9 protein-coding genes are annotated in these 12,866 nt (G+C 52.8%); 1 reads left to right on the plus strand and 8 read right to left on the minus strand.

Annotation, left to right across the window (positions count from 1 at the left end; translation table 11 throughout):
- Positions 1–22 precede the first annotated feature (22 nt).
- From B212_RS0118880 to B212_RS31865, 4 genes are all read right to left on the minus strand, one after another.
- On the minus strand, positions 23–2,848 hold the full coding sequence (locus tag B212_RS0118880; RefSeq protein ID WP_019912553.1) for a glycoside hydrolase family 3 protein: 2,826 nt from the start codon (positions 2,846–2,848) through the stop codon (positions 23–25).
- Positions 2,849–2,886: 38 nt separating this feature from the next.
- Positions 2,887–3,432: a hypothetical protein gene (locus B212_RS34605; protein ID WP_036668314.1), complete on the minus strand. Its 546-nt coding sequence runs from the start codon at positions 3,430–3,432 to the stop codon at positions 2,887–2,889.
- Positions 3,429–4,103, minus strand: a complete 675-nt coding sequence (locus B212_RS0118890; RefSeq protein ID WP_019912555.1) for a hypothetical protein — start codon at positions 4,101–4,103, stop codon at positions 3,429–3,431. Before B212_RS0118890 ends, B212_RS34605 begins: the two co-directional genes overlap by 4 nt.
- A 209-nt stretch (positions 4,104–4,312) precedes the next feature.
- Complete coding sequence (locus B212_RS31865; protein ID WP_019912556.1) at positions 4,313–5,191, minus strand: helix-turn-helix transcriptional regulator; 879 nt, start codon at positions 5,189–5,191, stop codon at positions 4,313–4,315.
- Between the two features lie 133 nt (positions 5,192–5,324).
- On the opposite strand from B212_RS31865, the gene B212_RS0118900 reads away from it, so the two are divergent.
- On the plus strand, positions 5,325–6,542 hold the full coding sequence (locus B212_RS0118900) for a sugar efflux transporter (protein ID WP_019912557.1): 1,218 nt from the start codon (positions 5,325–5,327) through the stop codon (positions 6,540–6,542).
- An 87-nt stretch (positions 6,543–6,629) separates the two neighbouring features.
- On the opposite strand, the gene B212_RS0118905 is transcribed toward B212_RS0118900, so the two are convergent.
- The 4 genes from B212_RS0118905 to B212_RS0118920 all read right to left on the minus strand — a co-directional run bounded on the left by B212_RS0118905 (position 6,630) and on the right by B212_RS0118920 (position 12,846).
- On the minus strand, positions 6,630–7,127 hold the full coding sequence (locus B212_RS0118905) for a hypothetical protein (RefSeq protein WP_019912560.1): 498 nt from the start codon (positions 7,125–7,127) through the stop codon (positions 6,630–6,632).
- Positions 7,128–7,404: 277 nt separating this feature from the next.
- The gene (locus B212_RS0118910) at positions 7,405–9,651 is read right to left on the minus strand and encodes a helix-turn-helix domain-containing protein (RefSeq protein ID WP_019912561.1); all 2,247 of its coding nucleotides are present in this window, start codon (positions 9,649–9,651) and stop codon (positions 7,405–7,407) included.
- 181 nt (positions 9,652–9,832) lie between these two features.
- Complete coding sequence (locus B212_RS0118915; protein WP_019912562.1) at positions 9,833–11,035, minus strand: MFS transporter; 1,203 nt, start codon at positions 11,033–11,035, stop codon at positions 9,833–9,835.
- A gap of 107 nt (positions 11,036–11,142) precedes the next feature.
- The gene (locus B212_RS0118920) at positions 11,143–12,846 is read right to left on the minus strand and encodes a hypothetical protein (RefSeq protein ID WP_019912563.1); all 1,704 of its coding nucleotides are present in this window, start codon (positions 12,844–12,846) and stop codon (positions 11,143–11,145) included.
- Between the last annotated feature and the right edge of the window lie 20 nt (positions 12,847–12,866).

Consider the following 12,866-nt stretch of genomic DNA (forward strand, 5'->3'; position numbering starts at 1 on the left):
TTTTATGATACGAAAAGTTATTCTACACGCTGAAATTGAAGCGGCTAAGCAGAACCTCGCCGGTAAAGCTCAGATAGACGTCCGTATTCCCGTCTTCGATGCCCACAAGAACGTTCAGACTCTTCCACTCCTGCAGCCCGCCTCCTGACGGAATCTCAAGCGAACCCGCCAACTTTCCTGATGGACCTCCGGTTCTGATCTCTATGCTGCCGCCTTTCACGGAGGACACAAGCCCCCGGAACACTGTCGCGCCCTTGTCAAACTGCACATCCTTGAAGGCGATCCAGGCCCCGTCCGCTAACGGATGAATGGCTGCGCCGCCCGCCTTGCATTCATCCAGATATACTTTTTCATAATCGTCATAGTTCTCTGCTTTGACCTCTTGATAGAGATTGCGCGGAGGAACCGTCTCTCCATGAACATATATTTTGCCGGTCAGTTGAATGTCGCCTGAGGAGCGGCCGATCATCAGCTCATACTCGCCGGTCTCCACACAATATTGCTCCCGCGTTACATCCCAGAAGGCCAGTTCGGCCACCGGCAGGGTAAAGGAAACTGTCTGCTTTTGACCTGCGGCGAGATGAATTTTTTCAAAGCCCTTCAGTTGCTTCAGCGGACGTTTAACCCGCGAGGACAAGGCATGCACATAGAGCTGAACGACTTCATCCCCGGCGGTCCCGCCGGTATTTTCAACCTGGACCGACAGCTTAATCTGGCCAACCTGCTCCAGCTCCTTGGCTTCCAGTGACAGACTGCTGTAGGCAACCTGCGTATAGCTCAGGCCATGACCGAACGGATACAGCGGCTCGCCGTCAAAATACATGTAAGTCCGTTTGCCTTTGATAATATCGTAATCCATCAGGGCGGGAAGCTGGTCCACGGAACGGTACCAGGTCATATTCAGCTTGCCTGACGGGCTATAGTCGCCGAACAGCACATCCGCAACCGCGTTGCCCAGCTCCTGTCCGCTGTGGGAGGTATACAGCACCGCCGGAATATTCTCATCAATCCAGGTGGAAGAAATCGGATAGCTGCCTACAATTACTACTACCGTATTGGGATTGGCTGCGTGTACAGCTTTGACCAGACGCTCCTGCTCTTCCGGCAGTACAATATCCGGTCTGTCGATTTCCTCCTTGCCGTTCACCAGCGGATGGTTGCCGACGAACACGACCGCAACTTCAGCAGCCTTAGCGGCAGCAACCGCAGCTTCGATGCCGTTCACGACTATATTTTTGCGGAAGGTACGTTCCTCTGCGCTGGCATCCTCTGCGCCAACCCTCAGTGTCCCGTCCTCAGTATCAATAGAGATCCGCTTGTCATTCCAGGTCCGCAGACTTACAGCGCCGTCGGCTTCCGGCACCAGGTTCAGCGTTTCCTTCACGTACCAGCCGTAAATTTCCTCAGAAGAAGCAGTCAGGGTGTCGGCGTCTGTCAGCGTGACATACTGTCCCCGGCTGGTCGCCTTCAGCGTATGGGCTGTCCAGCCCCAGGCCGTATGGCGGAACATCTCCCCGCGCTCCGGTGCATCATACAGCACAGCCAGCCTGCCATCCTCGCCGGTCATTCCCACGGCTCTACCGTTTGCCGCCGATGTCAGGATAATCCGGTCATCGCCGCTCTCAAAAGCAACCTGCTTCCCGGCAAGCTTCTTGCTCACCCCCTGCAAAGGCGTAACGCCATATGCCAAAGTGCCGGAATACCAGTCCCGGAAGGCTTCATCTGCCAGCGGTCCGATGAGCGCCACTTTGGACAGCTTTGTTTTGCAGAGTGGAAGGGCGGCATTGTCATTCTTCAGCAGAACAATGGACTGCTTCGCCGCTTCCAGCGACAGCTCACTGTGCTCCTTGCTGAGAATTACGGAATCGTCGATAGCTGCATACGGGTTGCCTTCCTCCGGATCGAACTCGCCCAGACGGAAACGGACCCGGAAGGTATTAAAGAGCGCACGGTCGAGATCCGCTTCGGTAAGATAACCTTCATTCAGCGCCTCATGAATAACCTTAATGGTCTCTTCCGTCTCTTCCGTCACACTGTCGATACCGTTCTGGATAGATTCAGCCATAGACTGGGCAAACGATTCATAATACTTATGGTCCTTCACAATCCCGAACAAATCTCCGGCATCGCTTACAATAAAGACATCCATTTCCCATTCGCCCTTCACAATCTCCATGACCGCAGGATGCAGGATTACCGGCACACCGTTCACCGAGTTGTAGGCGGTCATCATAGACTGCGCGCCGCCTTCCTTGAAGGCAGGCTTGAACGCCTCAAGATAATACTCGCGCATATTGCGCGGATCAATGCTGGATGAATCCACTCCACGGTTAATCTCATTATTATTTCCGAGGAAATGTTTCAGTGTTGCTACCGCTTTCAAGTATTTGGGATGATCGCCTTGAATCCCCTTGACCAGCGCAGTGCTGAGGCGGCCGGTTAATGCAGGGTCTTCGCCGTAAGCTTCTTCCGTTCTGCCCCAGCGCGGATCACGCTCCATATCTACTGTAGGCGCCCAGAGAGTGAGGCCGTTAACTGTGGGGTTTTTCCGGTAAAACGCTCTGGCCTCATCGCCGATTGCCGCACCAATCTTATGCAGCAGCTCGGTGTTCCATGTGCAGGCCAGTCCGCTGGGCTGTGGAAAAGAGGTCGCTTTGCCCAGCCAGGAAATGCCATGCGCCCCCTCCGTACCGTGCTTGTAGCCGCCGATTCCAAGACGCTCGATGGCTGCTTGATATTGTGGCATTAGGCTTACCTTCTCATCCAGCGTTAATCTGGACAGCAGGTCCTGAACGCGTTCATTCAGTTGCAGCTCAATTTGTTGAAAAGGATATATTGCTGTTTCCATTCTAGTAGACACTCCTTTTGATCTCTATGATAACGGTTTCAGATATCTTTTCCATCATAAAAGATTCCCCCAGGGAGCGACACCAGCACAATTGACAGAAAAATCAGTTCACAATTAGAGATTTGGGCGGGTAGCTGCGTCTGAGGACGAAGCCCGGCAGGGGCCGCTCCAACAACGGCAGTTTTGCCTTTGTTCAGAGGCCTATCGCCCGCGGCGGCTCCAACAACGGCAGTTTTGCCTTTGTTCACGCGCCACTCGCCCACAGCGGCTTCAACAACGGCATTTCTGCCTTTGTTCACAGGCTTATCGCCCACGGCGGCTCCAACAACGGCATTTCTGCCTTTGTTCACAGGCCTATCGCCCGCGGCGGCTCCAACAACGGCAGTTTTGCCGTTGTTCACGCGCCACTCGCCCACAGCGGCTTCAACAACGGCATTTCTGCCTTTGTTCACGGGCTTATCGCCTGCAGCGGCTTCAACAACGGCATTTCTGCCTTTGTTCACAAGCCTATCGCCCACGGCGGCTCCAACAACGGCATTTTTGCCGTTGTTGGAGCCAAATGTGACCACCCGGCCCTCACTCACCACAACTGGTCGTCCGAGAATGAGTGAATCACCTCATAACGGCAGACTCTCCTGCCGCTATTCGTTGGCACAGGCCGGAGCCTGCCTTTTGCAGACAGCGCCTGCAGCGCATTTCGAACCGTCCGCAGGTTGACTCCAAGCTCCTTGACCAGATCAACGGGGCGGATTACTCCATCTCTGGAGACCGCAAGCCGGATGATCTCGCGTTCCAGACGAGTAAATGGCTCTACCGTGTGCTTCCCGCTTAGAAACGGGGCCAATAGCGACCTCATCAGCGAAATCGTAAGCTGCGGACTGTCTTCAAGGTCATCATAAGGAATTGCTACTACCCTAAATCCGGCAATTTGAAGAAAGGTTTCCCGGTTTAGCTCCTGCCGGTAACGACGGCGATCCATATTTTGCACATGAGGTCCATAGCCCTTCACTTCAAATGCAAACTTCACCTGTCCCGGCTTCCAGACAAGATCAACAAAATAAGGTCTCCCCCGCCAGTCCGCCACCTCATATTCAGGATGCAAATCCCGCAAAGAACCCATCATCGGCCACCATACCTGCTCCAAAAACATTCGCTCTCCGTGACCATGTCCCCGTTCCAGCCTATCCTTGCGTTCGCCCTTTCTTCGCTTCGTATGATACTCAAGCCATCCGCTATACTCTTCTTGAAATCCCATAACAGATAATCCCCTTCCCTTAGACACAAAAAAATCCCGCACCCATGTAGCATGAGTACGGGACGTGCTTCGTCCTATTTGGGAATTAGTATAGGGTCAACGGGCAGCGGATGTCAATGAATTCCTCACCCTCCTTTTGAAACGGCGCATTAGTTTTACGCTTATCCTGGATTGTTTGTCTCACGTAGAGGGTTCAGTCCAGCCGCGCCTCAACTCGTCAAAAACCTCCGTGCATCCGGCGATAGGTTGGCACCGTTCACTGTGCCGGCAGTGGCAAAAACCCCCTCCAGACCAGGCTCAAGCGGACGGTTGCGGACCTCGCTGGGAGATAACCCGTACCTGGCCTTGAACACCTTGTGAAAATAGGAATACGTGCCGAACCCGCAGCTCCCGGCGATGTTTTCCAGTCCAAGGTCGGTATAGCGAATCTGCTCCAGGGCATTCGACAACCGGATTTCCTGCGCATATTGAATAATAGTATAACCCGTCAGCTCCTTAAAAAGATGCACCGCCCGGGACACGCTAAGTCCTGCTGCCTCGGCAACATCCATTACCCGCAGCGGGCGCAGCGCATGCTCATTGATATACCGCCGCATCAGCATCACTATTTCATTAGAATGGCCCTGGTCATCCTCACGGGAGCCGGAATCCACCGGCAGACGGTCAAGCGACAAGCATAAAGCGCAAAGCAGATGACGGATCAGCTCGGAATTATCCTGCACACGCCGGTGATGCTCGATATTGAGCTGCTGCCATAAAGACAGCATGCCGGCATCCAGATGAATTTTTTGCTGAATCGGCCGGGTCTTCTCCTTCCACCATTCTTCAATCCATGAGCCTTCGCAGAGCATAAAATAATCGCCGCTCTCAGTTTTCCCGTCCATAGCCCCCACCTCTAAATGATAAGGCTCCCCGGGGCGGTAAATCAGCAAATCACCTGGTTCAATGAGCTTCATTTTGCCGTTCACCAGCGCCTGGCAACTGCCCACCACCTGCAGCCGGAGCAGAAAAAAGGGAGGCGGCTTAAAGGAAGTTTTAAACGGAAGAGTATGAAAGGAATACGCGCAGGCATGCAGCCTCAAGTCCAAGCTTATCACCATCCAGCCAAATAGTAGAGGTATTCAAGCAGATAAAATATTCTGTAAACACCGATATTTAACTATACTATAATCAAATAAAAGATATAGCTGCAAGCTGTACCTGAAGGAGCTTCTCACGTTTATGTTGAATCGAACCCGCAATCTTCTACTGATTCCAAGCTATTCCGTCTTTATGATTTGCATGCTGCTGCAGGGTATGGCGATCTCCATTAGCGCACCTTTTTTAGCAGTGTATTTCACCACAAAGCTGGGTGTCTCCGCCGGAACATTTGGCATCTTCACCGCAGTGACTATTGTAAGCGGCGTCTGGCTCAGTATGGCGATTGCCAAGCGCTCCGACAGCGGTCTGAACCGCAAAAAATTAATGGTTGCCTCCATGCTTTTTAATGCGCTGGCTTTTGCCGGTTACCTGTTTATTCATGATTTTTATTGGCTGCTGCTTTATATGACCGTATTCACAGCCATCGGTGCTCCGGCTATGCCGCAGCTTTTTGCCAGTGCGCGTGAGGCAGTCAATGCCAGCCGGTCCGCCGATCATGCCTTTGCCAATTCATTTCTTCGCTCGATGTTTTCCTTAGGTTTTATTGCCGGTCCGCTGGTCGGCTCAGTTCTTATTGCCCATTTCGGGTTTCAGGGCATCTTCATGAGCACCACGCTGGTCTTTCTTCTAAATGCCCTTTTGATGCTTAGCTTTATAAAAAACCCTGCCGCCGTTCAGCAGCAAACAGCCAGCAGCCCGCGCCAGCCGGTCAAGCTGCATCAGAGCACCGGGGTGCTTGTCCCTTTTCTGGTGCTGACGCTGTTATACTCCGGGCACTGGATGAACAATTTAAATATTTCGCTGTTCATCACCAACACTCTCGGAGGCAACACACAGGATGTTGCCACATTATCCAGTATATGTGCATTGCTTGAGATTCCGTTGATGCTTGTATTGGGGCTGTTATCCGCCAAATATTCCGCCCGCCTGCTTATGATCTGGGGAATCGCGCTGGGAAGCGTCTATTACATAGTAGTACTTTCCTCAGCAGCTCTATGGCAGATTATCGCCGGGCAGGTGCTGCTGGCCTTTTTTGTAGCCGTCATTTCTGCGATCGGTATCAGTTATATTCAGGATTTGCTGCCGGAAATGCCCGGATACGCTTCAACGCTATATTCTAACTCGACCACCATCGGACGGCTGGCAGGCAGCCTGCTGGGAGGGGCAGCGGCACAGTGGTTCGGATACCGTAACGCCTATTGGGGCTGCCTGCTGCTGATTGTTGTCGCTCTGGGTTTGCTGGCAATCCCCCGGCGTTCACCCGCAGAACAGGCAGGCCACTCTGCCAGCATCACATAACAGCGGAGATTTGCAATGAAATCATGGGTAAAAAAAACAAGCGTCCGTTATCGGAAAAGCCGGATGGACGCTTGTTTTTTGACTTGCTTACATAATGAACTCTGCCAAACTCTCACTGGATATTTCAAAAACAACAAGGCTGATAATGATTAAATTGATAATCACTACAACAAGGAAGCCCATTGCTGCGTCTTTCCTAATAAACAATCTGGTGATCAGAAACCCTATGGATATCCCTCCGCCAATCAAATTTATCGGCAACAAAATAAGAGGCGCCATTCCCACCCCATAAAGGGGACTCCATACTACTCCAAGGATATATAATACAACCATGGCAATAAGCTGGCCCCCCGGCCACGTCATGATTACAGTACTGATTCTGCCTGAACTCTCTAACAACAATCCCAGAGTTATTCCAATCCCAATTAACAAAATAACAAACATAATCGAAACACTTACAGGCACATTAGAATGGCTGAATATCTCCCCATCAAATTTTTTAAAAACGGCAAGGCCTACTCCATAGCAAATTATGCAAAGAATAATAAGAATACCGCCTAAAATAACCTTATCTAATCGTTTCATACTACTTCCCTACTTTCAGAGCCTTCTCAATAACAGCCTTGGACAACCAGTATATTCCAAGTATATCATCGGCTGAATTATTGAATGAGTGAATAGCTCCTTATACCAGGGACTCGCCTGGATTCCGATCACTGAGGAAATCTGGGAATGGGAAATTGCCTGAAATGGCGAAAAGACCGCTGCCTTCCGGCAGCGGCCAAACCATTCTTTGCATATATGGAGCAGCGGTGAGCTGCCCTATTCCAGCAAATGCAGCGTTCGCACAGTTCTCAGTGCTCTATTCGCTCTCCTCCGGCTCTCCCGGATTCAGCTTCAGCTTGCGGTAATCGCCCGGCGTGACCCCGACTACCCGCTTGAATACCCGCCCGAAGGTGATGGAGTTGGCATAACCGAGCTGCTGCGCGATATCCTGCAGATTATCGCTGGTTGTTGCAAGCAGATATTCCGCCCGCTGCATCCGCAGTTGGGTCAGGAAATCCACGAACTTCATATCAAATTCCTCTTTGAAGAGATGGCTGGCATATTTGCCCGAAATCTGGAACCGGTCGCTTAGATGCTTGAGCGACAAATCAGGGTTGGCAAAATTTTCTTCAATATATATCTTCATCTCGCTGATCATCGCGCGGTAGCTTTTGGACTCATTGACGGACACATAAATCCGGTAAATTTCCGCGAGCCATTTCAGCATGACGGCTTGCACCTGCGTCAAAGTCGCTTCCGCTTCGATCTCGCTGTAATAGCCCCGCAGGCTCGGCTCGCTGAAGATTCTCTTCAGGCTGTCCGACAGTTGTCCCAGCTCACGGTCCAGCATCTGAATCAGGGTGTGGAGCATCATGTGAATCTCCTCATCCTTCACCTGATCCTCGCTGAACCAGAGGAACAGCTCGTCCAGCCTCCGCCGCCAGTTCTCGTCCGCAATACGGAATTCCCGCACAATTTCACCGAGCATTTGCAGATATTTGTAGGACTGCAGCGAGGCTCTGTCCGGCAGGCTGTCGCTCAGCACAACCATGCCTCTGCCCAGCGACAGCTTATGCTGCAGGGCCATATCCGCCGCCGAGCGGGATTCAGGAACAGCTTCCAGCCCGTCAACAACCGGTCCTACGCCAATAGCCAGCGACAATCCCAGATTGTCACTGACCCACCTCAAGCAGCGCTCCGCCAATATGCGAAGAGCTTGCTTGTTCGCGCTGAGGCTCTCTCCAGAGCTGACAATCAGTCCGATCCGGTTGCCGCTCACCCATTCCGCCCAGCCCTGAAGACCCTCCTCACCCGCCAGCTCCTGGAACAAATTCATAAGCGTCAGCTTGAGCAGATTCTGATCCTTCGTCGGATATTTCCTGCGGAATTCCTCGTAGTGGTTAATTTCGGCTGCAATATAGGCAAATTGCACCGAATCCCCGGTGAACGGAGTGAAGCGCTCCGGCCTGTCCGCAAGAGAGGTGATTCTTTCCCCTTCCAGAAGATCCAGGAACAACTGGCGGCGCTGCACCAGCAGATTCTCATCATACTGCTTTTGATAATCCATGGTTTGATTAATCAGGGTTTCGAGCGCCTGGTCGATCAGGACAAGCTCATTCCTTGAGGTGACATCCAGGCTCTCCTCACGGAACTGCAGCGCCTGAATCCGGTTCATCATCGCTTTGATCGGCCGGTAATTTTTGCGGGTGATGTACAGGATGTACAATGTGCCCAGAATCACGGTCAGAATCCCGATAATAATCCAGATATAAGAAACCACGGACATCCAGGCGAACAGCTCACCCGCACGGATGCCGCTCTCGAAGGTCCAGCCCACATTGTTAACACGGATACGGGTGAGCACACTTCCCTGCGGAATTTCCTGCTCCCCGTGAGCCGCATAGACCAGTTCTCCCTGATCATTAACCACCTGCATGAAGGAAACCTGACCGCTCGTCATGTCAGCAATCATCCGTTCGATCCGGTACATGCTGAGATTGACCACAATCATCCCCTCGGAGCCGAACGGCAGCGGCAGCCGCTTATACATGCTGATCACTCGTGAGGTCGGGTCGGAGCTGAACATCCGGAGCCTGCGGACCTCACTCCATTGTCCTGTATCTGTCCCGGTCAGCGCCTGCTTGAGATAATCCCGGTCGGCAAAACTATCGCTGTCCATAAGTCCGTTCAGAGTCAGCACCTTCCCATCGAGCTTGCGGTAGATGTAGATGGAGTCAATCAACTGATTGCGGTACAGAATCCCCCTCATATCCTTCACCGTGCTGTACAGCTTGGTACGGTCGCCCCGGTCGCTCAGCCCGCTTAGATAATCACTGTAATCATGATTGGTCTCCATCTCCTGCAGCACAGCCAGCTCCACTTCACTCAGGGCATTCTGCACGGAATCCACCACAAAGCCGGTAGAGATCCGGTTGGCCTTATTGGTCTCACTGCGCGACAGCTCGCCTACAATGAGAAAGGAGAGAAAGATGAGAATCGACACAGTCAGCAGAAAAATAGGAAAGTAGGACAACATCATTCTGCTGGACCAATTCCGCTTCATATGAACTCCCCCACCCTCTTGACTTGAACCCGCGACCTGCCCCTAGACTTTGTTAAATAAGCCGTTATGGGTCTGGTCGTAACTGCGGGGAATGTTTGGACTTCCGGCCGCTGACGCTCCGTAAGTATCCAAACCTCCCCTCCATCACTTCCGTCCTTTTATCTTAAGTCAGCTTATAAAGTCACAACCTCGGAGACAACTTCGCAATTCTGTTTATCCAATATAACATGCCGGCTCCGATTAGTGCACTGACCGTGCAGGCAAGATACATCACCTGCGCGCCGCCCGCATGATACAAATAGCCGTTCAGCAGATTGCCCACGATGCCCCCAAGGCCGGAGAATACCATATTAAATATGCTTTGACCGGTCGCCTGCATTTTTTTGCCGGAAGCGTTGGCGACATACTCTACCGCAGCCACATAGAACAGGCCGAAGGACAGGCCGTGCAGCACCTGAACCCCGACCATCACTGCCGGAACCGGAAACAGCCATTGAATGCCCCACCGCATCGCATAGAAAAAGGCCGCCAGCAGCAGCGTGCGTTCATGGCCGATTCTGCGGAGAATTCTGGCCGCCAGCAGCATGGAAGGGATATTGGTCAAGGAGGCCAGCAGCAGGGCGGTCCCTACCAGAGAATAGCTGCCCCCGGCATCCTGAAAGGCAAGCACGAAGAAGGAATTATATGCCGTAAGCGTCTGATTCACGAAAAAACAGGCAACGAGAAACATCACGAACATGCGGTTGCCCAGCAGCTCCTTGAAGCCCTGTGACAAAGAGAGCGCGGCAGCATTCCGCTCCGTGCTGCGGGACAAGCTGAGTACTGTCGCAGCTCCTGCAAGGCTAAGCGCCAGAAAAGGAATCCACAGCTCAGTAATTCCGAAGCCCGACAGATAGAAGCCGCCGGCATAACCTCCAAGCGCTGTCCCCAGGCTGCCCAGACTGCGGATGGTTCCATAGGAGGTGCGGCCCTTCCGCGCCGCAGAGACCGCATAGGAATCGGCAATCGGGCTTTGAGTGGCCTGGAAAACAATGGAGACGATATACACCACCACAATCACAATGAACAATTTCAAGCTGTACAAATAAGAAAGGATTGCGGGTATGGAGATGCTCAGAATAAGCACCAGCTTCGTCTGACGGTACCGGTCCACTAGTAGCCCCCATACCGGCTGTACCAGAATGGACAGCAGCGTGCCAACTGACATCAGCACTCCCACAATATCTGCCCCAAGACCCTGGTGAACAAACAAGGTAGTCAAATAAGGATTGAACAGTCCACCCGCCAAACCTGTGATCAAATATAGCAAGCGGAGCTTCAGCAGCTCCATTTTGGCTTGTATGGGTATTATCGCCGCATTTTCCATGTTGCATTCTTCCTTCATCACAAGATAGTCACCTAAAAAGATAGACCCCGCCACAACAGGCTTGAGGTCTATCTCAGGCGGCTTTTTCAAGCAAGCTCAGGCCATCCGTTGCCTGCTCCTCCGTGCTATGGAGTCAGCGGGTCGAGCTGTAAGGTGAAATTCATCTTCACATTTCCGTCCTTCGGATGGTACGCATAGATAATTTCCAGCAGCTTGTCCGCTTCGTTCCAGATAACAGCCGGCTCAGGGGCCACAGCAGAAACCTTACAGTCCAGATTTGGCAGCTTCCAGCGTTGAGGAGTCACTTCAGCGAAGATCAGTCCGGGGCCGCTGACTTCAAAATACACTTCGATTTCCGTATCCGTGTCCAGCTCTACCTCCACCGTCAGCAGATCCTTCTCCACGGCAGCCTCGAAAATAATTCCCCGCAAATGGCTGTTCCAGTCCTTGCCCTTCTCCCGGCGGAGCAGCCGCAGGTAGCATTTCTCTCCTTCGGCATTCTTCCAGTGGATCGTCGCCGGATGCATCTGGCCGTTCGTGTTCCGGCTGCCCGACATGGCGCCAAGCATCCGCTCCCGCCCGATCCAGGCGGCTGCGGTGCACAGATTACGGTTCGCTTCAGGATTATCCCGCTCACACAGCTCGCGGAACTGCTTCTCCGTTCTGCGGTCTCCGCTATGCTCCCTGAACTGCTGAAGCAGCACTTCAGGAAGGTCTGCCCCCACCAGCGCAATCAGCGGATCATGGCTGGTTTCGCAGTTAACGGCGGTCAAATGTTCATAGCCTGCTCCCAGCGCCAGATAGAGAAAAACACCGATAGAACTGTGGCCGGTCATCTCCATTTCGTAGGCACGGGAGAACGGCCCCGACAGATTTTCCAGATTCGGATTGTAGAACTGGGCGATATTCTCCCACAGTCCTTGCTCCAGCTTGCCTCCGGTTTCGCGGATAGCCGAAGACTTGCCGTACACTCTCCACATGCCCAGCACAGTCAGATCCACACCGTAATAGGTAGTCGTATTGAATTCGGCCAAGGAACCGAATTCTTCGTATGCGGCAAGAGCCTCCGCTGCCTCCCGGTCCGCATGTGCAGTCCAGCCGCTGTCCGCAAACCGCTGCCCGTAATAGTGGACAATAAAGATATGCATCAGGATGATATTCGAGTTCATCGGGATGGCATCGGACAGACGCCGGTCAATCGAAGCCCCGACAGCAGCAAGCATGGCTTCGTCCATCCGGCGAACCAGCTCCTGCGGCATCGAGCCTTCGAATTCATCGAGGATCACGGCAAAGGTACAGGCAATGAACTCACGCCAGTTCGGATCGTAGCTTTTCCATACTGGAGGCAGCACCTTATCCACCGCATTCTGCAGGGATTGTCTGATGGCCTTGTCATCCAGACCGGCCGCCGCCAAATCCGCTTGCCCGGCTAGCTGCCCCGTTAATTCCTTGCCGACCTTATCCACCGTCTCGTTCAGGAAGAAGGCAAACCCCGGCGCGAACTTCTTCCAGTCGTAATTGCCCGCTGGAGGGTAGACCGCCTGCGGCGAGGTGCGGAAGGTGCCGTGATAAATCTCGTCCGGGCAGTTATACTGCAGGTCCATCACCTTGTCCAGCAGACTGCAGGCCCGCTGCACATCGCCAGGGCTATTCCGGATCAGCAGAGCCAGCGCATAATGTGCGCTGCTGCGGGTATTGTGGTGTCCTGTCTCTTCTTCGTCTTTGAGCAGCTCCATATCTTCATCATAGAGCGGGTCCATCATCTCTAAGGATTGAACAATCAAGTAACGCTGTTGTTCTGTAAGCCGATCAAGCATTGTACGGGTCATTATGTGTATCCCCTCCTATT

This window comes from Paenibacillus sp. HW567, from assembly GCF_000374185.1.
Classification (GTDB): Bacteria; Bacillota; Bacilli; order Paenibacillales; family Paenibacillaceae; genus Paenibacillus_AQ.

Bases quoted from the DNA above. Each gene is read 5' to 3' on its own strand.
- B212_RS0118910 (WP_019912561.1), bottom strand. From the start codon at position 9,651: ATGAAGCGGAATTGGTCCAGCAGAATGATGTTGTCCTACTTTCCTATT.
- B212_RS0118920 (WP_019912563.1), bottom strand. From the start codon at position 12,846: ATGACCCGTACAATGCTTGATCGGCTTACAGAACAACAGCGTTACTTG.
- B212_RS0118900 (WP_019912557.1), top strand. From the start codon at position 5,325: ATGTTGAATCGAACCCGCAATCTTCTACTGATTCCAAGCTATTCCGTC.
- B212_RS0118890 (WP_019912555.1), bottom strand. From the start codon at position 4,103: ATGGGATTTCAAGAAGAGTATAGCGGATGGCTTGAGTATCATACGAAG.
- B212_RS0118915 (WP_019912562.1), bottom strand. From the start codon at position 11,035: ATGAAGGAAGAATGCAACATGGAAAATGCGGCGATAATACCCATACAA.
- B212_RS0118905 (WP_019912560.1), bottom strand. From the start codon at position 7,127: ATGAAACGATTAGATAAGGTTATTTTAGGCGGTATTCTTATTATTCTT.
- B212_RS0118880 (WP_019912553.1), bottom strand. From the start codon at position 2,848: ATGGAAACAGCAATATATCCTTTTCAACAAATTGAGCTGCAACTGAAT.